General features: G+C 43.8%; 25 protein-coding genes, 9 tRNA genes and 1 other annotated feature. Of the genes, 11 read left to right on the top strand and 23 right to left on the bottom strand.

Annotation, left to right across the window (positions count from 1 at the left end):
* Positions 1-9: 9 nt before the first annotated feature.
* Positions 10-312 (bottom strand): zinc-ribbon domain-containing protein, encoded by a 303-nt coding sequence (locus tag C0979_RS12135; protein ID WP_101695712.1) that lies wholly within the window; start codon positions 310-312, stop codon positions 10-12.
* Between the two features lie 20 nt (positions 313-332).
* Positions 333-824 (bottom strand): zinc-ribbon domain-containing protein, encoded by a 492-nt coding sequence (locus C0979_RS09260; RefSeq protein ID WP_101695711.1) that lies wholly within the window; start codon positions 822-824, stop codon positions 333-335.
* Between the two features lie 130 nt (positions 825-954).
* On the opposite strand from C0979_RS09260, the gene C0979_RS09255 reads away from it, so the two are divergent.
* A complete protein-coding gene (locus C0979_RS09255) occupies positions 955-1182 on the top strand; it encodes a helix-turn-helix domain-containing protein (RefSeq protein ID WP_101695710.1) in 228 nt (75 codons plus the stop codon).
* 61 nt (positions 1183-1243) lie between these two features.
* On the opposite strand, the gene C0979_RS09250 is transcribed toward C0979_RS09255, so the two are convergent.
* Positions 1244-1960, bottom strand: coding sequence for a serine/threonine-protein kinase (locus C0979_RS09250; protein ID WP_159459873.1), 717 nt, complete (start codon positions 1958-1960; stop codon positions 1244-1246).
* 59 nt (positions 1961-2019) lie between these two features.
* Here C0979_RS09250 and C0979_RS09245 point away from each other — a divergent pair, with 59 nt between their 5' ends.
* Positions 2020-2442, top strand: a complete 423-nt coding sequence (locus C0979_RS09245) for a hypothetical protein (protein WP_101695708.1) — start codon at positions 2020-2022, stop codon at positions 2440-2442.
* On the opposite strand, the gene C0979_RS09240 is transcribed toward C0979_RS09245, so the two are convergent.
* A complete protein-coding gene (locus C0979_RS09240; protein WP_101695707.1) occupies positions 2443-3126 on the bottom strand; it encodes a zinc ribbon domain-containing protein in 684 nt (227 codons plus the stop codon).
* A 179-nt stretch (positions 3127-3305) separates the two neighbouring features.
* Between C0979_RS09240 and C0979_RS09235 the strand changes: the two genes are divergently transcribed.
* Complete coding sequence (locus C0979_RS09235; RefSeq protein WP_159459872.1) at positions 3306-4112, top strand: creatininase family protein; 807 nt, start codon at positions 3306-3308, stop codon at positions 4110-4112.
* 60 nt (positions 4113-4172) lie between these two features.
* Here C0979_RS09235 and C0979_RS09230 read toward each other — a convergent pair whose 3' ends face one another.
* The gene (locus C0979_RS09230; protein ID WP_101695705.1) at positions 4173-5189 is read right to left on the bottom strand and encodes a glycosyltransferase family 2 protein; all 1017 of its coding nucleotides are present in this window, start codon (positions 5187-5189) and stop codon (positions 4173-4175) included.
* 247 nt (positions 5190-5436) lie between these two features.
* On the opposite strand from C0979_RS09230, the gene C0979_RS09225 reads away from it, so the two are divergent.
* On the top strand, positions 5437-6660 hold the full coding sequence (locus tag C0979_RS09225) for a 6-phosphofructokinase (RefSeq protein WP_101695704.1): 1224 nt from the start codon (positions 5437-5439) through the stop codon (positions 6658-6660).
* Positions 6661-6814: 154 nt separating this feature from the next.
* On the opposite strand, the gene C0979_RS09220 is transcribed toward C0979_RS09225, so the two are convergent.
* From C0979_RS09220 to C0979_RS09195, 7 genes are all read right to left on the bottom strand, one after another.
* Positions 6815-8605 (bottom strand): hypothetical protein, encoded by a 1791-nt coding sequence (locus tag C0979_RS09220; protein ID WP_101695703.1) that lies wholly within the window; start codon positions 8603-8605, stop codon positions 6815-6817.
* Positions 8590-10200, bottom strand: coding sequence for a hypothetical protein (locus tag C0979_RS09215; protein WP_101695702.1), 1611 nt, complete (start codon positions 10198-10200; stop codon positions 8590-8592). Before C0979_RS09215 ends, C0979_RS09220 begins: the two co-directional genes overlap by 16 nt.
* 237 nt (positions 10201-10437) lie before the next feature.
* Positions 10438-11685, bottom strand: a complete 1248-nt coding sequence (locus tag C0979_RS09210; protein WP_101695701.1) for a 6-phosphofructokinase — start codon at positions 11683-11685, stop codon at positions 10438-10440.
* 102 nt (positions 11686-11787) lie between these two features.
* Complete coding sequence (locus tag C0979_RS11890; protein ID WP_159459871.1) at positions 11788-11955, bottom strand: hypothetical protein; 168 nt, start codon at positions 11953-11955, stop codon at positions 11788-11790.
* A gap of 4 nt (positions 11956-11959) precedes the next feature.
* On the bottom strand, positions 11960-13459 hold the full coding sequence (gene glpK, locus C0979_RS09205; protein WP_101695700.1) for a glycerol kinase GlpK: 1500 nt from the start codon (positions 13457-13459) through the stop codon (positions 11960-11962).
* Between the two features lie 172 nt (positions 13460-13631).
* Positions 13632-14660 (bottom strand): bile acid:sodium symporter family protein, encoded by a 1029-nt coding sequence (locus C0979_RS09200; RefSeq protein WP_101695699.1) that lies wholly within the window; start codon positions 14658-14660, stop codon positions 13632-13634.
* A gap of 58 nt (positions 14661-14718) precedes the next feature.
* Positions 14719-14953: a binding site (T-box leader), on the bottom strand.
* Positions 14954-15145: 192 nt separating this feature from the next.
* A tRNA-Arg gene (locus C0979_RS09195) sits at positions 15146-15219 on the bottom strand.
* A gap of 197 nt (positions 15220-15416) precedes the next feature.
* Here C0979_RS09195 and C0979_RS09190 point away from each other — a divergent pair.
* From C0979_RS09190 to C0979_RS09160, 7 genes are all read left to right on the top strand, one after another.
* Positions 15417-16283: a pyridoxamine kinase gene (locus C0979_RS09190; protein WP_101695698.1), complete on the top strand. Its 867-nt coding sequence runs from the start codon at positions 15417-15419 to the stop codon at positions 16281-16283.
* Positions 16280-16810, top strand: coding sequence for a TIGR04002 family protein (locus C0979_RS09185; protein WP_101695697.1), 531 nt, complete (start codon positions 16280-16282; stop codon positions 16808-16810). The genes C0979_RS09190 and C0979_RS09185 overlap by 4 nt, the downstream gene beginning before the upstream one ends.
* Positions 16811-16847: 37 nt before the next feature.
* Complete coding sequence (locus tag C0979_RS09180; protein ID WP_101695696.1) at positions 16848-17444, top strand: TIGR04100 family radical SAM protein; 597 nt, start codon at positions 16848-16850, stop codon at positions 17442-17444.
* Between the two features lie 30 nt (positions 17445-17474).
* Positions 17475-18524, top strand: a complete 1050-nt coding sequence (locus tag C0979_RS09175; RefSeq protein WP_101695695.1) for a CdaR family transcriptional regulator — start codon at positions 17475-17477, stop codon at positions 18522-18524.
* Between the two features lie 135 nt (positions 18525-18659).
* A complete protein-coding gene (locus C0979_RS09170) occupies positions 18660-19787 on the top strand; it encodes a glycerate kinase family protein (RefSeq protein WP_101695694.1) in 1128 nt (375 codons plus the stop codon).
* A 14-nt stretch (positions 19788-19801) separates the two neighbouring features.
* The gene (locus C0979_RS09165; protein WP_101695693.1) at positions 19802-20692 is read left to right on the top strand and encodes an RluA family pseudouridine synthase; all 891 of its coding nucleotides are present in this window, start codon (positions 19802-19804) and stop codon (positions 20690-20692) included.
* Positions 20693-20962: 270 nt separating this feature from the next.
* A tRNA-Ser gene (locus C0979_RS09160) sits at positions 20963-21048 on the top strand.
* Between the two features lie 4 nt (positions 21049-21052).
* Here the strand turns inward: C0979_RS09160 and C0979_RS09155 are convergent.
* From C0979_RS09155 to C0979_RS09105, 11 genes are all read right to left on the bottom strand, one after another.
* Complete coding sequence (locus C0979_RS09155; protein WP_101695692.1) at positions 21053-21796, bottom strand: helix-turn-helix transcriptional regulator; 744 nt, start codon at positions 21794-21796, stop codon at positions 21053-21055.
* A 202-nt stretch (positions 21797-21998) separates the two neighbouring features.
* A tRNA-Leu gene (locus tag C0979_RS09150) sits at positions 21999-22085 on the bottom strand.
* Between the two features lie 4 nt (positions 22086-22089).
* Positions 22090-22162: transfer RNA gene (locus tag C0979_RS09145), tRNA-Val, on the bottom strand.
* A 39-nt stretch (positions 22163-22201) separates the two neighbouring features.
* Positions 22202-22275: transfer RNA gene (locus C0979_RS09140), tRNA-Asp, on the bottom strand.
* A gap of 7 nt (positions 22276-22282) precedes the next feature.
* Positions 22283-22356 (bottom strand) — tRNA-Ile (locus tag C0979_RS09135).
* Positions 22357-22384: 28 nt separating this feature from the next.
* Positions 22385-22457: transfer RNA gene (locus C0979_RS09130), tRNA-Thr, on the bottom strand.
* Positions 22458-22466: 9 nt separating this feature from the next.
* Positions 22467-22538 (bottom strand) — tRNA-Glu (locus C0979_RS09125).
* Between the two features lie 157 nt (positions 22539-22695).
* Entirely contained in the window at positions 22696-23685 is a 990-nt protein-coding gene (locus tag C0979_RS09120; RefSeq protein WP_101695691.1) for a dipeptidase, read from the bottom strand.
* A gap of 5 nt (positions 23686-23690) precedes the next feature.
* A complete protein-coding gene (locus tag C0979_RS09115; protein WP_101695690.1) occupies positions 23691-24344 on the bottom strand; it encodes an SGNH/GDSL hydrolase family protein in 654 nt (217 codons plus the stop codon).
* A 17-nt stretch (positions 24345-24361) separates the two neighbouring features.
* Complete coding sequence (gene proC / locus C0979_RS09110; protein ID WP_101695689.1) at positions 24362-25156, bottom strand: pyrroline-5-carboxylate reductase; 795 nt, start codon at positions 25154-25156, stop codon at positions 24362-24364.
* Between the two features lie 179 nt (positions 25157-25335).
* Positions 25336-25408: transfer RNA gene (locus C0979_RS09105), tRNA-Asn, on the bottom strand.
* Positions 25409-25594 lie beyond the last annotated feature (186 nt).

Here is a 25594-nt window from a genome sequence, read left to right as displayed (position 1 = left end):
TACTTCTGGCTACGAAGCATAAAGAGCATAAATATCAACTCCTGTATCATTTACTACACTCAGATTAAAACTCAACGTTTCTTTCTCCGAATTTCCGGCAATAAATATTCCGATCACAACAATAAGTACAATTACGGCTGCTACAATTCCTACTATGAGCCCCGTTTTACTTTTCCTTTGATTTGCAACAGCCGCCGTTTGCGGATAGCCATTCGGTGATGAATAAGCGGTTTCTTCTCCTGCCTTCTGTCCGCAATAAGGACAGAACTTTTGTGTCTCATTCATTTCTTTTCCACAATTTCTACAAAACATAAACTTTTCTCCCCCCTCCCTTACTGAACAACACTATTTTCTACATATAACAATACATTTCTATTAGCCATAGCATATTGTCTGATATACAGATCATAGATTCCTATTACCGCACCAAGGACTCCACCTAACACAAGATTTAACCCGATAAAAATAATATCCGTTGTCAATGCCTCTTCGTAATGCTTGTATATTCCTACCGGATACCGAATGATCTGCTGACAAAATTTATATGACTGATAACATGCAAAAGTATTCCACAAAGCAAATCCCCATGCCGAGTACCAGACAAATCCTATCAGTAATTGATAGCAAATAACCGCAACCCAGATATAAAGTCCGATCTTTTCCTTCCTGTACAATTCATTAATTACCCGCATTCCTTCATTTTGCATTTGCATATTCTGATTTTGATACCCTAACCCTACATTGGGTGCACCTATCTGCATTCCACAGCGAGTACAAAACTTTGCCTGATCATCCAATGCTTCTCCACAATTACCACAAAACATTTTCCTTCCTCCTTCGTATCTCTCTCATTCTTATTATATTTTAGGTCGATTACACCCTAATAGTCAATAGGTCGTCGTGACATAATTTAATTATATTTCAAAACTCCATAAAAAGGAGGTGCGATGCCTATTGTCACGCTTAAAAGATTTGCGCAAAGAACGCGGCTACACGCAAATCAAGATGCAGCATTTAACCGGTATAGACCAAAGCGATTACTCCAAGATTGAGAATGGCAAACGCTACTATACCTTTGAACAATGCCGGAAGATAGCCCTTGCCCTTGACACAAGCATGGACTACCTTTCCGGTCTCACGGATGAAAAGAAACCTTACCCACGTTCTCATTCACCCAAATAGCAGAAATAACTGCCTGTCATTAGTATAATGACAGGCAGTTATTTTGTACTATGCACACTGCTTAGTAATGCAATTTATTTAATTTTGCCTTCACTTCCATTACATTTTTATAACGCTTATTCGGGTTTACCATAATGCATTTTTCTATAATGTTTCCCATTTTTCCTGCTGCCATTTCATTCACAGGGTGTTTTCCTGTCAGCATGACGTTCATCATAATTCCTAGTCCGTAAATATCCGTTCTTGCATCCGACTGAGCCTCTCCGTACTGTTCCGGCGCGGCATAACCGATTGTCCCCACCGTTCTCGTATCTTTTTGCGAATACATTTTATAAATTTTCGCAGCATCAAAATCAATAATCTTCACTTCTCTGTTTTTCATAACTATGACATTTTCCGGTTTGATGTCTCTGTGAACAATTTGATTCAAATGCAGCGCATACAACCCATCGTACACCTGACTTATGATTTCCCGGACATATCTTTCCGGGAACGTTGTTCGCTCCAATTGTTCTGCAAGCGTAATTCCCGGTATAAATTCTTCCAGAATCATCGTTTCGTTCTCATTACAACATACTTCATAAATGAAGGGGAGATGTCTTTGCTTCACTCCAAGCAGCCTTTCATACGCAGGATAAATCCCTTTTAATTTCTTAACTACCACATAATTTCCCGACTGCTTATGTTTATATAAAAGCACTTCTCCACACTCTTTTTTCTTTAATACTTTTACAAAAGTATAATATGCTTTCAAATTTTCTACTAACCACTGATACATAACTTTCTCCCATTGCAAACCCGATTTCTCCATGATATACTCTCTCCGAGGTGATATCGATGATCAAAAAACCAACGAACGAACTAATGGATGCATTAAATCAATGTTCCTCTGCCTCTGAATACATCAACAAGGCTCAGGATTATCTGATTGATTCTACTATTTCCGACTATTTGAACCAACTATTAGATGAGAAAGCTTTGAAAAAATCTACCGTAATTAAAAACTCAGAGCTCAACGAAATCTATGGATATCAGATTTTTTCAGGAAAACGCATGCCTTCCCGTGACAAACTGATTTCCATTTCCTTTGGAATGAACCTTTCTCTCGACGAGACGCAGGCGCTTTTAAAATATGCAGGGTTTGCCCCTTTATACCCGAAACAGAAGCGTGACAGTCTGCTTATCTGGGGCAAAAATCATCAGTTTTCCATTTATCAGATCAATGAATTGCTTTATACAGAGAATGAAGATACCCTATAATTACTGCACATAGTAATACTCCAGCGTTTCCACCATACCGTCATCAGAAAACGTAATATTCAATCCCGGACTGAACTCTCTGTCGAAATGATAGCAGAATTCGTTTCCGTATTCCTGATCCGGTGTCCCTAATATCGTTTTTACGCTATTGACATCAGATGTCCCATCAATCCCGTAGATACCATATTCTTTTTTATTGTCTCCCGCTGTATAATCAATCAAAAGATCTTGTATAACTTCTTCTTGATTTACTGCAACGGTCAGCATTCCAAACGTATGGATCGTCATTCCATTTTCGTGATATATCTCATCCGTTTCTTCGCCTAATGTTAACTTCATATCAGCAAAACCACTTCCAAGCGCATCTTTTAAATCATTTTCCACTTCCGAATCGTAGATAATATTCTCATCTGTTCTAAAATTTTCGCTAATGATATTTTGAATATCAGATTCCTCTAAATAGTTCTTGTTCACTAGATTTTGTATTTTAATCTTTGCCAGGAAAATGATACTCAACATTCCAATCATTAAGATACTTCCAAACACCCATAATAAAATCGCTTTTTTATGGCTGTTCTTTATCTGTATTTCCTGTATTTCCTGTTTTTCGTATTGAAACATGCACCTCGGACAAAAATGTGCTTCATCCGGTAATTCCATGTTACAATTCGGACATACTTTCATCTGCCCACCTCTTTGTCCTCTGTTTTTTCAACCTTATCTTTCTTGCAAGATTAGAATAGCTTTTTTTTGATATCTTATCAATGATAAAATAGCATCTTTTTTAAATCAACGATATAATCATTTAAAAGGCTATGTTTTCCAAGTTGTACGAAAACAATATACACGAAAGGAGTAACTCTATGACAAACTTTATTTTTGAAAACACCTGGGAAGAAAATCAGGAGGCATTGAAAACAAAAAAACTGGCGATTATTCCAGTTGGAAGTTCCGAGCAGCATGGTCCTGCACTTCCAGTTGGCACAGACTGGATGATCGCACAGTATCTTGCCAGAAAAGTAGGAGAAAAGACAGACAAAGGTCTCGTCGCTCCCGTCGTTCCATTTGGTCACGCATTATATCATGCCGATTTTCCGGGAACCATGGCTGTTTCTCAGACTACCCTTGCCACATACGTCAAAGAAGTCTGCGACCAGCTTGTCTCCTACGGATTCACGCACTTTCTCTTTCTGAACGGACATGGCGGTAACAACAATGCACTTTATGATGTAGGACAATATCTTCGTTTGAAAAACATCCCAACCGCCAATATTCAGTGGTTTGAACTTGCCGGTGATTTAAACCCAGAATGGGGATTAATCGGACACGGTGATATCATTGAAACTTCCGTAATGATGCATATTGCCCCGGAAACCGTCAAAACAGAGCGGGCGCACATTCCGGAAAACCAAAGTATCGGAAACATTAAATTCTTGGATCTTCACAGAGGGGAATTTGACGGCGGCAGCGTTTATCTCAATCTGCGAACCAGAGACGTCTCAACAACCGGCGATATTATTGAGTTTGGTCACACCGCTGGCGTTGACTATACCCGAAGCGCCAAGGACGCTACGGCAGAACTGGGAAAAGAAGTCAGTGATGCAGTTGTAGAATATATCCTTCGTTTCATCGATGAATTTGTGAATTTTGAATTTGAATTTAAAAAATAGTTAAAAAGCAGGATATCTCCAGCGTCTAATATGCTACGTCTATTGGAGATATCCTGTTTTCTAATTAAACCCTATAATTCGTCTCGCCACACTGTATGCAAGGGAAGAAATCTTTCGCCCGGAACGCCCTGGAATGTTCATCGTCTGCCCCAGGATTCCATGCCGGATCTTAAAAAACGTCCGAAAATCCTTCTTCCGAAGATACATCCACAGCTCTTTCTTCTTCTGTAAATTTTCTTCCTTCTTTGACCGGATCAAAAGGATCGATGACACGGTCATCATAATCGCCAAATAGTTAATCATATACTGCCGCAGCTTCCTACAGCTGATCTGTTTCATCTGGTACATATCAATCATCAGTTTCGTTACAAAGATCTGCTGATCTACTCTGGCAATCATATTCTTCTCATTCACCGACTGGTCATCACGCCCGATAAAATACCGGTAAAAATCCACATCCAAATAATAAATCCTGCGGACGTGCGGAAGCGGATAATAGACATAAATATTATCCACATAAAACGTGTGCTTCGGCAAACGCATCTGAATCAGCTGCAGAAGTCCCGTCCGATAGATCACGGAATGCATCAAAATATACTGATCCAGCCGGAAATGCCCGATGTCCTCCCATCGAAAAATCTCATCCTGCGGAAGTGCATTCCGGTAATTTACACATTTCTTATGGGACGCTCCTGCCTTCTCGTAGACATAGTTAGAAATCAGCATATCAATTTCCTGATCCTCTTCTTCCAGTCTCCGAAAAAGTGTCAGAATTTTTTGAAGCGCCTCCTCATCAACCCAGTCGTCGCTGTCCACAACTTTGAAATATTTTCCCGTAGCGTGAGCAAGACCGGCATTCACCGCATCCCCATGCCCTCCGTTTTCTTTATCAACTACTTTGATAATCTCCGGATATTTTTCCGCGTATGCATGCCCGATCTCTGATGTATGATCCTTTGATCCATCATTTACAATAATAATCTCTACATCGTCTCCTCCTGTCAGGATCGTTTCGATTGCATGTTCCATATAATCTTGCGAATTATAACAGGGAATGGCAAATGATATATACTTCACTGATTTCCTTCCTTTCTTCCATAATCGTCTTTTTCCATGAATGTCTTTTTAGTATAAATCATTTCCACTGATCTGCCAACTTATTCCTGAGATTCCCTTCTCAATTTTTTGAGATTCTTTTGCGTTTTTTCTCTTTTACGTGTTTTCTGGTATTTTCCAAGCAAAATCCGCAATATGAATTGTAATCTTCTCTCGGATAGTTTATATTTAAACATATTAGCAGATATCATATTCAGGAGGAATTCTTATGTGTAAAAATATTATCGTAGGACAATCAGGCGGACCTACCGCTGTCATTAACGGAAGTCTTTACGGAGTCGTATCCGAAGGTTTGAAACATCCCGACAAAATCGGTCATGTCTACGGAATGATCAACGGAATCGAAGGTTTCCTGCATGGACATATGATGGATATCGGCGCATTGGCCGCAACCAATGAATTAGAACTGATACGCACTACACCTGGCGCTTACCTTGGTTCCTGTCGCTATAAACTCCCGGAAGATTTAAGTGATCCGGTTTACCCACAGCTGTTCCGCATATTTGAAGAACAGGAAATCGGCTATTTCTTCTATATCGGTGGAAATGATTCTATGGATACTGTCAGCAAGCTTTCCCGTTATGCCGCACAGATCGAAAGTCCAATCCGTTTTATCGGTGTTCCGAAAACGATTGACAACGATCTGGTTGAGACGGATCATACTCCGGGATACGGAAGTGCAGCCAAGTACGTTGCCACCACGGTAAGAGAAATCGCAACCGACGCTACCGTATACGACAATAAGCAGTCGGTCACTATCGTAGAGATTATGGGACGCCATGCAGGATGGCTTGCCGCCGCCAGCATTCTTGCCCGGAAATACGAGGGTGACAACCCTGTGCTTATTTATCTGCCGGAAGTTGCTTTTGATCAGGAAGAATTTATTCAGAAAGTAAAGACCGCTCTAAAGGATACACCAAATCTTGTCGTATGTATTTCCGAAGGAATCCGCGATAAGGACAGAACCTTCATCTGTGAATACTCCAGCGAAGTCGGAACCGACACCTTTGGTCACAAGATGCTGACCGGATCTGGAAAATACCTGGAAAACCTTGTAAAAGAACGCCTTGGCATCAAAGTTCGCTCCATCGAGCTCAATGTCTGCCAGCGTTGTTCCTGCGCTCACTTATCCAGAGTTGACCTGGACGAATCCGAAAACGCAGGTATTTACGCTGTATTGACAGCATTGTCCGGCGAAACCGGCAAGATGATTAATTTCATCCGCAACAAGAGTGTTCCTTATGAATTAACTTATGGAACAGCCGATGTGAATCTGATCTGCAACCAGGAGAAAACGATTCCCCTGAACTGGATTACAAACGATGGTTCTGATATCAGCAGCGAATTTATTGATTATGTACGTCCTCTTACACAAGGATATGTGGAACTGCCAACCAAGAACGGAATTCCGTTGTTTGCATACCGCAAATAACTTCTTTTGTTCACATTTTGTTCATTTTTCTTTCAAAAAGCCTTCATTTGTTTTACATGGTTTCTTCATAGGTATCTCGTATACTAAGAGTATCAAATGAACAACAAGAAGAAATAACTTTTTCATAATACATGCCGGGGACCGCAGGAAGCGGTTACCCGGCATCCTCCCTTTTATGGGAGTTTTTCTGTTTCCAATACCAAAGTCCTATGGCTACCGCTCCGCCTCCGGCTAAGAGGCTCCCTATGATCCATATCCATCTTGTACTCTCTTCTTTCTCGTTTTCATCCGGGACATTTCCCGTCTCTTCCACTTTCATTCCCAAAGATTTTTTTACTGGTTTCATCACCCGATCAAGCACCGTTTCCTTAGCCTTTATACGAAAATGTATCCGCGTCACCGCCTGATTTCCTGCACGATCCTTCGCTTTTACCGTCACCTCATAAGCCTGCTGCTCCTGTACGGTATATTGATAGATTTTACTGGTATTTTGAATCGGCTGCTCTTTTCCGTTGATCTGAATTTCCTCAATTACATCAGCCTGATCCTCCAGTGTCACCTGAAAGGTTCGTTCTTCTTCGTAACTCTCTCCCTCTCTCACGTCACGAAAAACAATCTCTGGAGCAGAATGGTCAATCACAAAATCTGCCCGTGAAACACCGATATTCCCAGCCGCGTCCACCGCCTTAACCTCCAGTGTATGCCAGCCTTCCCCGGTTACGGTCTCCCCCATCGGATACAATTTCCCGTCCAGCAGCATGGTATATGTATAACTGGTAAAATCCCAAATCCATTTTCCCGGAGGCAGTTCCCAGCGAAAGCTTTTTAAATAGCTCTGATTCAGGCGTTCCACTTCATAGATAATGGGATTTTCCCGATCAATGATCACCTGCGCCTTTGCTCTGTCAGAATGTCCGGACAGATCAAAAGCTTCCATCTCAAGCTGATAAATGCCGTCTTCCGTCAGCCTTTGCATTGCCATTTTCCCATTTCCCGTATTTGTCCATACTTCCGGGGACAGTTCTGTTACCGTTCCTTTCGGATCCTGCCTTACTGCCTTTGCCGCAGCGCTTCCAACTTCATTCTCCTCTTCCACTGTATAATGAATTTCCACTGGCTGACTGGTGATCTGATAAGGAATTACTCCCGTAATCCCTGCTTTGGGAGCCTGTCCATCAATATAAAGCCCCACACTCTTCTGCGCCTGATTTCCTGCCCGGTCCCACGCATAGACCATCACCTGTACCGCCTTTCCTTCTTGCGATGGCTTCTTTACCCGATAAACCGTTTCTGCTTTTCCGCTATTGCCAAGCTCTTCTCCATCTGCTCTACAAGAGGTCCACGCCACTCCACTTCCCGGTTCCTCATCTGCTGCCGCTACCGACAGCTGCGTCTCATTCTGATACCATACGTCTATTCCTTGTGGAACAGAAAACTGAAGTTTCGGCGGTATTGTATCAACAAAAAATTTGTATTCCTGTAGAAATTTCTTCTCTTTTTGGTTCTCTTCTTCGTCCTCCTTGCTTTCTTTGTTTTCTTCTCTTACTTCACCTTTTCCCTCTTCTTCGCCTTCTTGCTCTTCTCCTTCTCCTGCCTCTGGCTTCTGTGTTTTTTCTTCCATCCATACAGACAAAGAATTCTCACCTTCTGCCATCTGATCTGCTTTGACAGCCGCTTGCTCCTCCAATTCTTTTAGTTCTCCTTGCAGCCCCTGTCCTTCCCCATTTACAAAGCAATACCGTGTCACTCCCGCTTCGCTTACTTGCGTAATCTTTACTTCTGGTTTGGTTACATAATAGCCGGATTTCCCATCAGGATTTGGACACTCTACCTCAAAACACTTTCTATCCTGTTCCTCTGACGCCTGGGCGTTTCCCGACTGCTGACAATATATCAGCGCCAGAATTACCCCCAGACTCATAATTTTCTTCATTTTCCAACCCATACTTGTTCTCCTTCCACTCCTATCTCGTATTCTGCCTGCAATTTCTTAAATTCTTCCTGCTCCTGAATCTTCGGATCTTCACTCAAATACGTCTGAATCGTCTGTGCACAGACGCTGCGGTCTACATTTTGATCCTGACACAATAGACGTATATGAGAAATCTTCAATTCCAGACACTCCGGCAGCTCTGCAGCTCCCCGCAAGCATACAGAAAGAGCTTGTTCCCGGTTGCCGCAGACCTCATACAGCATCACCATTTTCTGATACACCACCTTTCTTTTTTCTGATCCAGTCTCTAGTTCCAAAATTCTTTCGTAACAGGCCGCTCCTTCTTCCGCTCTTTTCTCCCGTTCACAGGCAAGCGCCATACTTTCACAAATTTCTTTTTCCGTCTCTTCCGTCAAATCCTCCCAATCCAGACACTCCTCGCATAGCCGGATCACCTGTTCCGTGGCACCTTCCAGCGTCATATTCTCATATCCTTTTATCAGAAATCGATAACAGGATGTCTTCTGTTCCCGGCTTGCTTGTCCTTGATCAACTCCTCTTTGTTCCTCTCGTTCTAGAACCATCTGCTCCAATTCTTTCAGCGCTTCTGCTGCTTTCTTCTCTTCTTGCTTAGCTTCTACGCCATTCTTCTGTTCCTTTCCCGTAAACCGGCGTACCACCACCTTCATCGCCTCCGCCATTTCATCTTTTGTCTCCACCTTTTCTAAATAAGACAGACATTTTTCATACTCCTGCATATCTAGAAAATAAGAAAGTGCCACCTCCAAATATGCTTCCTCTTTCGATTCTTCTTTCACCTTTTCTTTCGCCGATGTTTCAATCGTTTTCCCGCCTGTTTCCTCCTTCTTCGTAATCTCTTGTTTGCGAATCTTTTCCTGGGGTTCACGCGCTGATAAAAAATACCGTTTGCCAAAAAGGATGAGCAATATCAGAATCCCTGCCGCCGCAATCCTTTTTCCTTTTTTCTGTTTTCGTTTTTCTTTTGGAATTTGATAAATTGGAAGATCTTTACAAATCTCCTGTACCGATTGATAAGAATGTTTTGAATTGTATCTTTGACATTTAGAAATTATTTTTTTAAGCTTTGCTGTCTCCCGCCTGCCAAGAGGCGGATCTACTCGCACCGATGCCAGCAAATACTGGAATGTTTTTCCCAATCCATAGATATCAAGTGAAATTCTTCCCTTGCCATAGTAAGAATCCCCTGACGGCAGGAAATGCTCTCTAATATCCCTTCGGAGCATTCTTTTCCGAATCCCCTCATTTGCTCCTGCCTCCAAATCCAGAAAATAAAGTTCTCCTTCTTCCGTCACAACCATACTATAGGGATTGACATACTGATAACAAGACTTCTTTTTACACTTATGAATTTTCGCAAGCTGCTTCGCCATGCTCCCCATCCATGCGAGCAGCTGCTGCTTTGAAATATTGGGATGATATTTCAACCACCACACCAACGGCCTGCCTTCTATATACTCCGAACTGATATAACAGATCTGTCCATGTTCGATCAGCCGCAGCACGTCATAACCTTCTTTGGATGCCACTTTTTCATCACCTCTTTTTACGGCATTTGCTGTCTCCATATGAATACTTAAGTGAAACTGGAACGATCCCAGATCTTAGACCAAGATCCGTGATTTTGAAATTACTAGACTCTCAGAACAATTAGAGTAATTAATATATTACTCGCTCCCCACAAAAAATACAAGTTTTTTTTATTTCTTTTTCGACAAAACCGGAGGCCGTCTGCGCTTTCTGCCCAAACGGCCTCCGGTCTTATCACTATCTTTTCAACCTTTTACCTCATCTGCAACTCTACTCTATCTGTGACTTAACTCCTTTGGAGTATACAGATGTCTTGGAATTCCATCTACCATAACCGGAGATACATCTCCCTGAATCAATGGTCTTACATAAGAAATAAATTCATTTGTCACATAAGTACCCTCTTCATTTACCCAATCTCTCGGTACTAATTTCTCATCGTTAGCAATCTTGTGTACATCCTTTACTTCTGTTCCACACTGATATGGATCATCAGACAGTCTCTGAAGTACAACCATCTTTCCGGAATCCCCTTCATCCGCTGCTTTTACCGCTGCACCGCCAACTTGATAAGCCTCCAGAATATCTACACGGGAAGCTGCATGAGAAGCAGAACGCTGCAAGGTACTTAACTCAATGGCGCGAGTCTTACAACCAGTCTCTCCGGCAATAAAGCTTGCCAGATAAGATGCTGTTCCAGACAGCTGCTTATGACCAAATGCATCTACGAAATCTACACTGTTGCCAAGCTCACATACATAATTTCCATCCGCTGTCCGGATTCCTTCTGATACTGCAACAACAATAGACGTTTTCTTCTTCAACAGTTCTTTCACTTTTGCGCTGAATTTCTGCAGATCAAATACAGTCTCCGGCAGATAGATAAGATCTGGTCCCTCGCAGTCCTCCCCTTCGGACAGCGCAGCTGCTCCTGTCAGCCAGCCGGCATTTCTTCCCATAATCTCTACAATCGTTACAATTCCCTTCTCATATTCCAGACAGAATCCATCGCGGATAATCTCCTTCATAGAGGTTCCAATGTACTTTGCAGCACTTCCGTATCCCGGTGTGTGATCCGTCAGCGCCAGGTCATTATCAATAGTCTTTGGACAGCCCACAAACCGGGTGGAATGTCCGGTAATAATTGCATAGTCGGATAATTTTTTAATCGTATCCATGGAATCATTTCCGCCGATATAGATAAATGCCTCAATATCCAACTTATCTAAGATTGCAAAAATCTTATCATATACCTCGCGGTTTTCATGGATCTCCGGCAGCTTATAACGGCAGGATCCTAGGAATGCGGCTGGTGTTCTCTTCAACAGTTCCGCATCCAGCTCCGTCTTAATATGGTCGGATAAATCAATATACTTTTCCTCTAATAATCCCTGCACTCCGTGCAGCATTCCATACACCTTTTTGGCTCCTCGGTCCTTCGCAGTCCGGTATACTCCTGCCAGACTAGAATTGATCGCTGCTGTCGGCCCTCCGGACTGCCCTACAATCACATTTCTTTCCATTTATGTTCTCCCTTCCTTCTAAATACGTCGATAAGTCTATATTAGTATATTTTTACATAAATGTCTAGAAAGTATTTCTTTTTTTGTACATTTTTACATATCTCAAGAAGGGTTCGAGTTCTCTAATTCTTCTTCCACCTTCTGCATCGCATATGCATACCCGCGCATACAACCATTTCCGGATACATCCAGTACTTCTCCTTCGGCAACCTCTGCCGTCAGATGACACTTATTTTTGCAGATTTCACAAGTAAGCTTTCTCGTTTCCATCTTCCTATTCCTCCTGCTTTGCCCAGTCAAATGCGTACCGAACTGCCTTTTTCCATCCGGCTGTCTTTTGTTGACGCTCTTCTTCCTGAATCTGCGGTTCAAAAATCTGATCTACCGCCCAGTTCTCCCTAACTGCATCCTTATTCTTCCAATAGCCTACAGAAAGCCCCGCCAGGTATGCCGCTCCCATAGCTGTTGTCTCAATACATTCTGGCCGATGCACCGGAGCGCCAATCACATCCGCCTGCGTCTGCATCAGGAAATCATTCGCACTTGCTCCACCATCTACCTTCAATGCACTTAACTTAATACCGGAATCTGCCTCCATTGCCTTTAATACATCGTTGGTCTGATATGCCAGAGATTCCAATGTCGCCCGGATAATATGATACTTATTGACTCCGCGGGTGATGCCCACGATGGTTCCTCTTGCATACTGATCCCAGTAAGGTGCCCCAAGTCCGGTAAATGCAGGGACTACGTAACAGCCGTTGGTATCCGGAACCTTTTTCGCCATATATTCTGAATCTGCCGCAGAATCAATCAAATGCATCTCATCCCGCAGCCACTGGATTGCCGCCCCGGCTACGAAAATGGATCCTTCCAGCGCATAGTATACTTTGTCATCAATGCCCCATGCAATCGTAGTCACTAGTCCATGCTCCGAAAACACCGGCTTCTCTCCCGTATTCATCAGCAGAAAGCAACCTGTGCCGTACGTATTTTTGGCCTCTCCCGCCTGAAAACATGTCTGTCCGAATAATGCTGACTGCTGATCTCCTGCTGCTCCTCCAATCGGAATCTCTCCACCGAAATAAGAAGCATCCGTCACCCCGTAGATACAACTTGACGGCTTCGCTTCCGGAAGCATTGCCCGCGGGATTTCCAACAAATCCAAAATTTCCTGATCCCATGTAAGGGTATTGATATTAAATAACAGTGTCCGTGATGCATTCGAATAATCGGTCACATGCACACGCCCCTTCGTCAGCTTCCAAATCAGCCACGTCTCCACCGTACCAAAAAGCAGCTCTCCTTTTTCAGCCCGTTCTCTCGCGCCTTCTACATGATCCAGAATCCATCGGATCTTCGTTCCAGAAAAATACGCATCGATAATCAAGCCTGTTCTCTGACGGAAAAATTCTGTCAACCCACGCGCCTTTAACGTATCGCAATACTTGGCCGTCCTTCTGCACTGCCATACGATTGCGTGATAAATCGGCTCTCCCGTATTCTTGTCCCACACGACAACCGTCTCCCGCTGATTTGTAATTCCGATGGCTGCAATATCTGCCGCGCCGGCCCCAATCTTATTCATCGCTTCTACTGCAACTCCCAGCTGGCAAGACCAGATTTCGTCTGCATCGTGTTCCACCCATCCCGGTTTCGGGAAATACTGAGTGAATTCCTTCTGTGCCACACTGCAGATTTCTCCCTTTTGATTAAATAAAATACATCTGTTGCTGGTCGTCCCCGCATCCAATGCCATAATATATTTTCCCATCTTCGTTCTCCTCTCCGAAAGTCGGACTCCTTCTGTCCGTTGATTGGTTCTATTTTATCATACTGGTCTTGATTCTTCATCTGTGAATTCAAAAGAAGACCAAAAATAAAAGCCCCCAACTTCTGTCAGAGACTTTTCATGTTCTTTTCCTGAAATTTTATTTTTTAAATCTTTAATTTTCCAAAAGCGCTTCTTTCGCTTCCTCCTTCTTCTCCTGCTTTCGGTCAAATCCCGCAAAAAATCCTGCAATTAAGGTACCGGAAATCGAATGCCATACACAGGATACCGCACAGATAACTGCAGACTGCGGCGCACTTGCAAACTGTGCCGTTGTTGTCGCCAGATTCGTAGCCAGACCTGCATTCTGCATTCCAACTTCAATGGAAATGGTCCGTTTCTTCGCAGTATTCATTCCTGTCATTTTGCCTGCTCCATAACCAAGCAGGTATCCCAACCCATTATGAAGCAGCACTGCCGCAAAGATAACGACGCCGGAAGTAAAGAAGTTCGCTCCCTGAGAGGAAATTACGCCCCCTACCACGCAGGCAAGTCCCAGCACTGCGATTCCCGGCATTACCTTCTGCAATTCCTGGAATGCTTTCTTCTTCCCCCATACATAATTCAGGAAAAATCCAACTGCAATCGGAAGAATGACCGTCTCAATAATAGAAACAAACATCGGAAGCCCTTCGATTGTAATCTTTGTACCACTTGCTAAAAATGCCACCAGAAGTGGTGTCATAATCGGGGAAAGCAATGTAGACACCGTTGTCATTCCCACAGAAAATGCCACGTCTCCACCGCATAGATATGACATGATATTAGAAGATACCCCACCTGGACAACATCCTACGAGAATCAATCCCAGGGCAATGGCATCCGGAAGCTGCAAAAGCTGGCTGATCCCCCATGCAAGAAAAGGCATAATCAGATACTGCGCCGCTGCTCCAATACAAATATCGAGCGGTCTCTGCGCAAGAATTTTAAAATCTTTTGTTGTCAGCGTCAATCCCATACTAAACATAATCACTCCAATAATCAGAGACTGACTGGTGAATTTATTTCCCACCATATCAGTAAACAGCTGGTAATTCACCCATCCCATCATCGCCGGAACAAAAAAAGTCACAACCGCAATTGCAATTACCACCAGCGACGTGTAATCTGATAAAAACTTACTTCCTTTTTGCAACAGTTTCATAGCAACATCCTCCTTTTTTCTCATTCAAAACACCAAAAAGTCCCTTTTGGACTTTGCCAAAAGGGACGAATCTAATCCGCGGTACCACCCTGTTTCTGTGACATGCGCCACAGCACTTACGTACTTCATACGCTTTCCTGATAACGGAGGATTCCGACACGACTTACTTTACAAAATTTCAGTCAGCTCCTTGGAGATGATAACCATCTTTCCTGATATATCTGCTCACACCATCTGCAGACTCTCTGAAATACCAGATCGAACTATGGTCTTGTTCTCTTCACCGGATTTTGGTGCTTTAATACATTAATTTATTAATTCTTTATATTTCATCATTATAATCTCTTTTTCATCCGTGTCAAGATATTTTTAGAGCGGATTCTATTTTTTTGTGTTTTGAGGCAACTCTTTTATATTTATGAATACAAAAAAACGCAAACCCTTGTTTCCAAGGATCTGCGTTCTCCTTTGGCTTTCCGCCATAGCGTGGGCGAGAAGATTCGAACTCCCGACCTTTTGGTCCGTAGCCAAACGCTCTATCCAGCTGAGCTACGCCCACACAGCTGTGAATTACCTCAACAGCAAAATTTATTATATACGAACACCTCCATTCTGTCAATACAATTTTTCATATTTTTTCTATTTTATTTTTTGTTTTTAAACTGGCCTGTTCATTTTATCTGTATCTGGACTTTTTCATCCATCCAGTTTAGTGTTACCATATCTCCATACCAAACAAAGGATGGATGATATTATATGACGAAAAAAATTGCAGTCATCAATGATCTGTCAGGATTCGGACGCTGTTCTCTAACTGCTGCCATTTCCGTATTAAGCGCCATGGGTGTACAGGCATGTCCTCTCCCAACCGCAATTTTGACGGCGCAGACCGGTTATCCCAGCTATTATTGTGATGACTATACCGATAAAATGGAACGATACCGTACAGAATGGTTGAAAATGAATCAGCATTTCGATGGAATCTATACTGGATTTGTCGCCAGCGAACGACAGATTCATCAGATTTTCCGTTTCATTGATACCTTTCATACGCCAGGTACTCGCCTTCTAGTGGATCCCGTAATGGGAGATAACGGGCACACTTACAACATGTACACGCACAATCTTCTGTGCGAGATGAAGAAACTGGTCGTGCAGGCAGAAACGATCACTCCTAATTTAACCGAGTTCTGTCTTCTGACAGATCAGAATTACCAGGAAATCTCCTGCCTTCCAATAGACCGTATGACCGAACAGCTTGAGATTCTGGGGAAGGAGCTCTGTCTTCTTGGACCTTCTGATATCGTCATCACCGGTATCGATTTTCAAAAAGAAGACGGCACTGGATATGTGGGAAACCTTCATATTAGCCGCGAGCACTCCCAACTGTATTCATTCCCTCATATTGGAGGCAGTTATTCCGGAACCGGAGACTTGTTTGCCTCCTGTATGGCTGCCGCAATGGTGCGGGAAATCCCGCTTTCCAAAATGATTCAAACGGCCGGAGCTTTCCTGGAAAAGTCTCTTGCCGACACCGTAGCGGAAGGAATCCCCCGCAACGACGGCGTTAATTACGAACAGTACCTATCCATGTTGATGAAAGAAAACGGAGGACGACCATGACCAGAAACCATTTAGAAAAGCGCACCCTTTCCATCTCTTTACTGACCATTACCGGCCTTTTTGCCGCCATGATCACATTGATGACCGCATATATCTGCCATATTCCCTACGGAAGCAACGGAGGCTATATCCATTTTGGAGATACGCTGATCTATCTTGCAGCCGCCCTGCTGCCACGGCCTTATGCACTGACTGCAGCAGCCATTGGCGGAGGATTGGCGGATCTTCTTACCGCTCCTATGTGGGCGCCTGCCACGATTATAATTAAAATGCTGATTGTATTGCCATTTACCAGCAAAACACCAAAGCTTTTAAATGCTCATAATCTTGTTGCCCCTCTCATTTCACTTATGATTTCTGCAACAGGATACTATCTGGCAGAAGGGCTGCTCTTTGGCTCATTCATTGCGCCCATAGCATCCCTCTCAGGCAGCGCCATTCAATCCGGTGGAAGTGCGGTTCTCTTCCTATTATCTGCTTCTGCATTGGATCGCATGCATTTCAAAAATAAGCTTTGGCATTTCTAAATTTTGACTGATAGAGAATTCTAAAGGAGGCTTTCACATGGCTGATATTTTATACACCTACAAAAATCAAGTTTACGCAAATATTACGAACCAATGTAACTGTCGATGCACCTTTTGTATCCGAAGCCACGAAGATGGTGTCGGTGACGCAGAAACCCTTTGGCACAAGAAAGATCCTACTGTCGATGAGATCAAACAGGCGATGGATTCCTTTGACTTTACCGGGTTCCAAGAACTGGTATTCTGCGGTTATGGAGAACCCACCTGTGCGCTTGATACTTTGATCGAAGCTGCACGTTACGCCAAAGAAACCTTCGGGCTTGCCATCCGTGTCAATACCAACGGGCTTGCCAATCTTCAATATGGGGAAAACATTGTCCCCCGTCTTGCCAAGGTGATCGACACGATTTCCATTAGCCTGAACGCACCCGATGCCGAGGCATACTCCAAAGTATCACGTCCCCGGTTCGACCATGCCTTTGAAGGGCTTCTTGATTTTACCGCAAAATGCAAAGAACTGATCCCCCATGTAAAACTAACCGTCGTAGACGTCCTTGCACCAGAAGATATCAAAGCCAGTCAGGAACTGGCCAAGTCGCTGGGCGTAGATTTACGGATCCGGAAATATTCTTAGAAAGCGGTACTGCATGTTAGGAGAACCATTATGGAAATTTCAAAAAAGCTGGCTTCCCAAATTGTAGAAGTCGTCTACGAAGTTGTGAAAAAAGATACCAACCTCATTCAGCCTTCCGGGCTGATTATCGGAAGTACAGACAGAAGTCGTATCGGCACTTACCACGCTGCCGGTGCCTACGCTATTACACAGGGACTCCCGGTGTCCGTGGACAAAGAACATCCATTTCAAGGCGCCCGCGAAGGAATCAACTATCCGATCTTCCTTGACACTCAGGCGATTGCCGCTATTGGAATTACAGGAAATCCCGAAGAATTAAAGGCTTATGGCTTCCTGATCACCAAGATCACAGAAGTCTTTCTAAAAGAGCAAAAGCTAAATCAGGAAATGCTTTCCAAAGACCGGGCTCTTCACTATCTGATTACATCTCTGATTTACGACAATATCCCCAACCAGACACAGTTTGATGCCTTGATCCGGGAGTATGAGCTTGATCCTTCCAGTGATTACGCGGCCTTATCCGTACGGTTTCAGGATGCTTCGCTGGAGCCTTCTCTTCGCTTTTATTTTGCTTCCATTGGATGCCCCCTTTCTCTGTACCTGTATCCCAATGAATGGGTTGTATTATTTCATCATACTCAATTTGAACAATTCCATCCTGACGATTTCTCTGCCCGGTACCAGGGATCGGTTGCCGCAGGACTTGGAGATTTTGTTCCGCTGTATCAGATCTTCCGTTCCTATGCAAATGCACGAATTGCCAGGAAACACGCACAGAGCCAGCAGTTGGATTTCTGTGATATCCAGGACATTTCCATCGAATTTTTGATTGAAAGTATTCCTGTCGATATGAAAAACATCTACGCCAGCCGGGTTCTGGGAAAACTGACGGAGAAAGAACGCTCCATTCTTCTTTCCTACCTAAGCAATAATCTTGCGCTAAAGGAAACAGCAGAGCAATTATTCATTCACAAAAATACACTCCAGTATCAGCTGGATCGCATTGCCGAAAAAACAAACCTGAATCCAAGACATTTTCAAGATGCATTTTTATTAAACTTCGCCCTTCTGTGCAAATAGAAAACCTTCTACCAAATATGTTCCGAAGAACAATTTTTTGAAATATCTTTTATATTTTATGTTCTTTGGAACATACTTTTTCTTTTACTATCTGCTATAATAAACCTATCTGATAGAATATGGAGGTTGAAACCTATGAAAGTTGTTGTTGCAATCGATTCCCTAAAAGGAAGCCTGTCATCCATGGAAGCCGGATATGCTGCGAAAGAAGGAATTCTCGCCGTTCATAAGGATGCAGAAGTAATCGTAAAACCACTGGCCGACGGCGGCGAAGGCACCACCGATTCCCTGATCGAAGGACTTGGCGGCATCCGTATCGACCAAACGGTGACAGGCCCTCTTGGAGCTTCTGTTTCCTGTTACTACGGATACCTGAAAGAATCCAAGACCGCTATTATGGAAATGGCAAGCGCTGCCGGAATCACACTGGTTCCTGATTCCAAAAAGGATCCGCTTCACGCCACCACCTTCGGTGTAGGCGAAATGATTCAGGACGCTATAGAGCGCGGCTGCAGAAACTTTATCATCGGCATTGGCGGAAGCGCAACGAATGACGGCGGTCTTGGCATGTTAAAGGCACTTGGCTACTCTTTTCTGGATGCAAATGGTCAGGATGTCGGAGAAGGCGCACAGGCGCTCTCTAAAACGGCATCCATCGACACCTCTCATGCCGATCCCCGTCTGGCTTCTTGTCGTTTCCATATCGCCTGCGATGTCAACAATCCGCTTTGTGGTCCTAACGGAGCGACCTACATTTACGGACCGCAAAAAGGTGTAACTTCAGATCTTTTAGAACCGCTTGACACCGCCATGAAGCATTTTGCCAACGTCACTTTCCAAACGCTCGGTAATGATTTTTCCCTGGCCGAAGGGGCCGGCGCTGCCGGAGGGATGGGCTTTGCATTCTTAAGCTATTTAAATGCCGAGCTGACACCAGGCGTTGAATTGATCCTAAACGCCATCTCACTGGAAGAGGAAATAAAGGATGCCGACATCGTTATCACCGGCGAAGGACGTCTGGATCATCAAACAGCTATGGGAAAAGCCCCCATAGGCGTCGCAAAACTGGCGAAGAAATACCACGCCCGCGTACTGGCCTTTGCCGGAAGTGTTACGCCGGACGCCACCGCATGCAATAGCGCCGGAATCGACGCTTTCTTCCCCATTGTACGCGGTGTAACGACGCTTGAGGAAGCTATGAATCCCGATCATGCACGGGCAAATATGACGGCCTGTGTAGAACAGGTCTTCCGACTGTTATAACCAGGAGAACATCTATGGAACGAATTTTAACATATCAGATTACCGGTGATGATGCCGGACTTAGAATTGAACAATATCTTCGCCGCCAGGGCTACTCTCTTCAAAATCTTACCGATTTAAAAAAAATGCACGAAAGTGTTCTGGTCAACGGCGAATGGCTTCATCTGAACCAGCAGCTCTCATGCGGCGATACTCTGACCATTCATATTCAGGAACGGGAATCCTCCGAAAAGATCCCTCCGGTCAAACTTCCGCTTCACATTGTATACGAAGATGAGGATATTATTGTCATTAACAAACCGGCAGGGATGCCGATTCACCCTTCCCGCAACAACTATACCAACTCACTTGCAAATGCACTTGCCTGGTATTATCAGGAACAAGGGAAATCCTTCATCTTCCGCTGTACCAACCGTCTAGACCGAGACACCTCCGGTCTGACGGTCATTTCCAAGCATATGCTAAGCGGCAACATTCTCTCTTCCCAGGCAGCCCGCCACGAAATTCACCGGGAATACTTGGCCATCTCACGCGGAAGAGTTACCCCGGCTTGCGGAACGATCGATGCACCGCTTTCCCGCAAGCCGGGATCCATCATCGAGCGAACTGTCGATCCAGAATATGGAGAACGTGCTGTCACCCATTATCAGGTCGTAAACTACGCCAACGGACACAGTCTGGTATCCTTACAGCTTGAGACCGGACGAACTCATCAGATTCGGATTCATATGAAGCATATCGGATACCCGCTGGTCGGCGACTACCTTTATAATCCTGATATGGAATTAATCGGCCGACAGGCGCTTCATTCTCACCGACTTAGCTTTCCACACCCCATCACCAAAAAAGAGATGCATTTTACAGCTCCTCTTCCAGAAGATATGCGGCAGATCCTTAACCCTTAAGGAGATCGCCGCATATCTTCTCTATATATTCGGTTTTTCTTAAGAATCTTTAGAAATATTTCCTCTTCCGGTCACATCCAAGTCACATTTAGCCAGTATACTATAACTATCAAATGAACAAGAAGGCGGTGATCGTGCTTCGTAATTTACCTGTATAATTACTGCCTTCGCCTAACAATAATTCCCATTTATCATAGATTTTCATCCCCCTAAAAAGAGCCGGCGCACACTTGCACCGGCCCTTCCTTTTGTGGTATACTATATTTGTTTGCAGCAGTGGTCGAGTTGGCTTATGGCATCTGCCTCGAAAGCAGAAGAGCCGCAAGGCTCCGGGGGTTCAAATCCCTCCTGCTGCGTTTTTTATTTCTCGCCATAAAAATCTTCACACAATTCTTTTCCTTTGTCCATAATCTGACTAATCTCTTCTTCTGACATTCCCAGTTCATCACCCAGTTTCTTCATGTCTGAAAAATCGCCATCTTTAAATTCTGATGTGCTGCCGATCACTACGTCATCCTTTTTTGCCCGCGCCGATGCATAAAAACGATCGCTGTTTTCCCATGTGATTTCCACATAACTATCCTCAAGATCTACATCACAATACACGTTGCTTACATGAAACTCAAGGGAAAAATCTAAAAGGCCTGGCATCGACTGATTCGGTACGCTATACACAACTCCATCCTTATAATTCATCGAATAGAATCCTTCTTTATTCTTATGAAAATCGTTTTCCTTTAACTGCTTTTCAAAGTTCTTTTCCAGTTTATTTTTCGTGTGAACATACACTCCCGAATAAATTCCGAAACCGCCCACCAGCAACACAAATACAAGCCCAATTACCATCAATGCTCTTGCATACTTCTTCGTACTTTTCACTTCTTTATCAAATGTTTTTACCATGATCAAATCCTCCTTCAATAAAATATCTAAGGAGATGTGGAAACTATCACTGATTTTTACGATCGTTTCTAAATCTGGATAACTTTTTGAATTTTCCCAATTGGAGATCGTCTGTCTCGAAACCTGAAACAGTTCCGCAAATTCCTCCTGGGATAAATGTGCCTCCTTCCTTATTTTTTGAATGTTATTTCCAAGTGTCATGATAGTTCGCCTCCTTTGACCGAAATTATATGGGAAGAAATAGATCCTGTCTATCAAAGTTCTTTTACATCCATTAAAATTCCTGTGCAAAGATTCTTTGCGCACTGAAAATGCAGCTATTTACTGCGTTTTCATTAAATTTTAACGGACAAAAAAGTAAGAGAAACGTTTTTGTTTCAACGTTTCTCTTACTTTTGATTACTGCCGCAGACCGGAATCGAACCGGTACGAGAGTATAAGTCCCGCAGGATTTTAAGTCCTGTGCGTCTGCCAGTTCCGCCACTGCGGCAAAATGGGACCAATAGGGCTCGAACCTATGACCCTCTGCTTGTAAGGCAGATGCTCTCCCAGCTGAGCTATGATCCCAACTATAAAATTGTGCTTTCTCGTTACTTGAGTAAGCAACGACCCAGAAGAGACTCGAACTCTCGACCTCCGCCGTGACAGGGCGGCGCTCTAACCAACTGAGCCACTGGGCCAGATAAATGGACCTTCGGGGACTCGAACCCAGGACCGATCGGTTATGAGCCGATTGCTCTAACCAACTGAGCTAAAGGTCCAAAATCATTAAGTCCCTGATAGGAACTAAGCCGATGATCGGACTCGAACCGATAACCTGCTGATTACAAATCAGCTGCTCTGCCAATTGAGCCACATCGGCATGTACCAATGACTCCAACGGGAATCGAACCCGTGTTACCGCCGTGAAAGGGCGATGTCTTAACCGCTTGACCATGGAGCCATATGGTCACGGTGAAAACCACTTCTCACGTGACCGATTTATATATTATCATATGACTATAAGATTTGCAAGTACTTTTTGCATTTTTTTATTATTATTTTTTCTATTACTTTTTGAACAGTAGATACATGGGCTTTTCTCCCATTTATTTCTGCCTCTACTTCAGAACCTGTCGGTATACTCGGTAGAAATTCTTGTATGCAATCTTCTCTAGCTCTTCCTGCGTATATCCTCTTTTTTTCAGAACCTCAAGGAAATTTCCTGCATCTGCTTCTGAATAGAGTCCTTGGGTAGCTGCCTCAAATACTTTTGGTACTCCGTTTTTCAAAAGTGCTCCCGGATCCACATAATCTTCAAAATCAAATCCACATCCCACGTGATCGATTCCTACGAGATCTACAATATGCTCCACATGATCTGCCAGCCCCTCTGCCGAATGCTTCTTGCAGTCTTCACTGATAAATGCCCCTACCCGGTTCATTCCCAGAACTCCTCCGGTTTCTGCCAGGGCTTTGATCATCTCATCACTTAAGTTCCTTCCATGAGATGCCAGCGCCCTCGCATTACTGTGAGAAGCAATCACCGGGTGCCCATCTGACAGTGAAATAATGTCCCAGAATCCTTTATCATTTAAGTGGGATACATCCAGCACAATTCCCAGATCATTCATCCGTCTTACAGCCGCTTTTCCTGCCTCTGTAAGCCCTCTCTCCTGGTCTCCGGGCCACCCGGAAGCAAGTGCATTTTCTTCGTTCCATGTAAGCATCATCGTTCGCACAGAAAACTCATCGTAATAGTAATTAATGCGATCTACATCCTCACCAATATAGGACAAGCCCTCCAGTCCCATCACAACGTTAATCTTTCCTTCTTCTGTCCCCTTTTGAAAGTCTTTGTATTTCCGCACAATATTCAGAATGTCTTTTGCATCTTCTAATTCTTGTCGAACCGCCTGCTCAATCTGAAGAATCCGTTTCTTTGGATCTTCATCATAAGGCGGATCTACCCACATCACAAACGCTCCTCCAGAGACATTCCCTTTCTGAAACTTTGGCAGCTGATATTTCCGAAATATATCTCTCTCGCCTTTCTCACTATGCATCATTACATCGTACCAGATATCACCATGTGCATCAAACAACTTCATACTCTTTACTCCTTTTCTAACAGATCAGCCTTAAGAATCCCTGCAATTGATTCCGCAAGCCGCTCATGGCTTACATCATCCATATGCATAAAATCATAATCATTCATTCCGGCAACCGATGCCGCATCCAAAAAGATGCAGCCTTCTGCCTCTGCCCACAGGCGATATTCCTTAGAAAGCATTGCCGACTTTTCACTGCACACTCCCATGTCGCGCCCAATCTCGGAAGTGTCATTTCCCTTTCGAATCGGAGGCGGCGCAATCACCAAAATCTGCGGCTGATCCCGCCAGACACACGCCTGCTTCGCCTTCACGATCAATCGCCCCAGTCCGTCCGCAATATTCTTAGGCAATGCAGAAAATCTGGCTTTACAGTCATTGGTTCCAAGCATTAATATGAGATAATCAAGGGGATTATGCGTTGCCAGGCAAGGTTCCAGATATTGAAGTCCATTTAAACCTTCCCTTAGTGGATCCTCAAAAACTGTCGTCCGTCCACACAGTCCTTCTTCAATGACTGTCCAGTTCTCTCCTAAGAGCGTCTGTAGCCGCCCAGTCCACCGCACTTCCTCTGGGAATCGCTGTCCGTAGACGTTCTCATTCATCGCATTAAATCCCCAGGTATTAGAATCCCCGTAACACAAGACGCGTTTTTTCATACCATTTTCTCCTGCAATTATAAATTTCTTGAAACCTCTTCACAAACCTTCATTGCTTCAATAATAGAACTTCTAAATCCCATTTCCTCTAATGTACGAACCGCCTCAATGGTCGTTCCTGCCGGCGAGCACACCATGTCCTTCAGTTCTCCCGGATGTTTGGCTGTCTTCAACACCATCTTCGCACTTCCATACACTGCCTGAGCCGCAAACTGATACGCCTGAGCTCTTGGCATTCCACCGGATACAGCTGCATCTGCCATAGCCTCAATCATCATAAACACATATGCCGGCGAGCTTCCACTTACAGAGACTACAACATCCATTAACCGCTCCGGAACCACCTCTACACGTCCGAAACTCTCAAGAAGCCGCTTCACATATTCTGTCTCTTCCTTTTCCATATGTTCATTCGGGCTCATAGCTGTCATACCCTCTCCAACCAAAGCCGGTGTATTCGGCATGGTACGAACGATTTTGACTTCTTTTCCAAACTTTTCTGCAAGCCATGCAAGGGTCTTGCCCGGCGCGATGGTAATAATGATCTGCTCTTTCTTCACGCAGTCCTTAATTTGATTAATAACGTCCTCATAAAACTGTGGTTTTACCGACAGGATAATCACCTCTGCCTTCTCTACAACCTCCTGATTCTTTTCCGTAACCTGAATTCCAAACTGCTCCTTAACCTTCTCTCGTCCCGGCGCAAATAGGTCTGCTCCTATAATTTCCTCCGCTGAAATCATTTTTTTTCCAATAATTCCACCCATAATTGCAGATGCCATATTTCCAGTTCCAATAAATCCTAATTTCATTTTTCTCTCTCCCTTTCCTGCACGTGAAATGTAATTTCTAAAAAAACTATAGCACTTCCCCAATTTCCTGCACGTGAAATGTAATTTCTAAAAAAACTATAGCACTTCCCCAAACGAAAGTCAAAGCTTAGCACGGATACAGAAAAACCGCAAATGTAAAACATTTACGGTTCTTCTAGCTCCCCCTGTTGGACTTGAACCAACGACAACTCGGTTAACAGCCGAGTGCTCTACCGACTGAGCTAAGGAGGAATATTTTATTATAAAGTAAATAAAAACACTAATTTTTCTTCCTAATCAGTGTTTATATATACCTTCAAAACTGCATATAAGAAACGTTTTCATCCTCTTACCTATCACCTTGCTTGGTCATGCCCTCGACCGATTAGTAACAGTCAGCTACATGTGTTACCACACTTCCACCTCTGTCCTATCTAC

The sequence above is a fragment of the Dorea phocaeensis genome (assembly GCF_900240315.1).
Taxonomy (GTDB): Bacteria; Bacillota; Clostridia; order Lachnospirales; family Lachnospiraceae; genus Dorea_B; species Dorea_B phocaeensis.
Note: the sequence above shows the minus strand (reverse complement) of the source record. Positions and strands in the feature narration are given on the sequence as shown.

Coding starts and splice junctions, on each gene's coding strand:
- C0979_RS12135 (WP_101695712.1), bottom strand. CDS start 312: ATGTTTTGTAGAAATTGTGGAAAAGAAATGAATGAGACACAAAAGTTC.
- C0979_RS09260 (WP_101695711.1), bottom strand. CDS start 824: ATGTTTTGTGGTAATTGTGGAGAAGCATTGGATGATCAGGCAAAGTTT.
- C0979_RS09250 (WP_159459873.1), bottom strand. CDS start 1,960: ATGTATCAGTGGTTAGTAGAAAATTTGAAAGCATATTATACTTTTGTA.
- C0979_RS09245 (WP_101695708.1), top strand. CDS start 2,020: ATGATCAAAAAACCAACGAACGAACTAATGGATGCATTAAATCAATGT.
- C0979_RS09240 (WP_101695707.1), bottom strand. CDS start 3,126: ATGAAAGTATGTCCGAATTGTAACATGGAATTACCGGATGAAGCACAT.
- C0979_RS09235 (WP_159459872.1), top strand. CDS start 3,306: ATGACAAACTTTATTTTTGAAAACACCTGGGAAGAAAATCAGGAGGCA.
- C0979_RS09225 (WP_101695704.1), top strand. CDS start 5,437: ATGTGTAAAAATATTATCGTAGGACAATCAGGCGGACCTACCGCTGTC.
- C0979_RS09220 (WP_101695703.1), bottom strand. CDS start 8,605: ATGGGTTGGAAAATGAAGAAAATTATGAGTCTGGGGGTAATTCTGGCG.
- C0979_RS09215 (WP_101695702.1), bottom strand. CDS start 10,200: ATGGAGACAGCAAATGCCGTAAAAAGAGGTGATGAAAAAGTGGCATCC.
- C0979_RS09210 (WP_101695701.1), bottom strand. CDS start 11,685: ATGGAAAGAAATGTGATTGTAGGGCAGTCCGGAGGGCCGACAGCAGCG.
- C0979_RS11890 (WP_159459871.1), bottom strand. CDS start 11,955: ATGGAAACGAGAAAGCTTACTTGTGAAATCTGCAAAAATAAGTGTCAT.
- glpK (WP_101695700.1), bottom strand. CDS start 13,459: ATGGGAAAATATATTATGGCATTGGATGCGGGGACGACCAGCAACAGA.
- C0979_RS09200 (WP_101695699.1), bottom strand. CDS start 14,660: ATGAAACTGTTGCAAAAAGGAAGTAAGTTTTTATCAGATTACACGTCG.
- C0979_RS09190 (WP_101695698.1), top strand. CDS start 15,417: ATGACGAAAAAAATTGCAGTCATCAATGATCTGTCAGGATTCGGACGC.
- C0979_RS09185 (WP_101695697.1), top strand. CDS start 16,280: ATGACCAGAAACCATTTAGAAAAGCGCACCCTTTCCATCTCTTTACTG.
- C0979_RS09180 (WP_101695696.1), top strand. CDS start 16,848: ATGGCTGATATTTTATACACCTACAAAAATCAAGTTTACGCAAATATT.
- C0979_RS09175 (WP_101695695.1), top strand. CDS start 17,475: ATGGAAATTTCAAAAAAGCTGGCTTCCCAAATTGTAGAAGTCGTCTAC.
- C0979_RS09170 (WP_101695694.1), top strand. CDS start 18,660: ATGAAAGTTGTTGTTGCAATCGATTCCCTAAAAGGAAGCCTGTCATCC.
- C0979_RS09165 (WP_101695693.1), top strand. CDS start 19,802: ATGGAACGAATTTTAACATATCAGATTACCGGTGATGATGCCGGACTT.
- C0979_RS09155 (WP_101695692.1), bottom strand. CDS start 21,796: ATGACACTTGGAAATAACATTCAAAAAATAAGGAAGGAGGCACATTTA.
- C0979_RS09120 (WP_101695691.1), bottom strand. CDS start 23,685: ATGAAGTTGTTTGATGCACATGGTGATATCTGGTACGATGTAATGATG.
- C0979_RS09115 (WP_101695690.1), bottom strand. CDS start 24,344: ATGAAAAAACGCGTCTTGTGTTACGGGGATTCTAATACCTGGGGATTT.
- proC (WP_101695689.1), bottom strand. CDS start 25,156: ATGAAATTAGGATTTATTGGAACTGGAAATATGGCATCTGCAATTATG.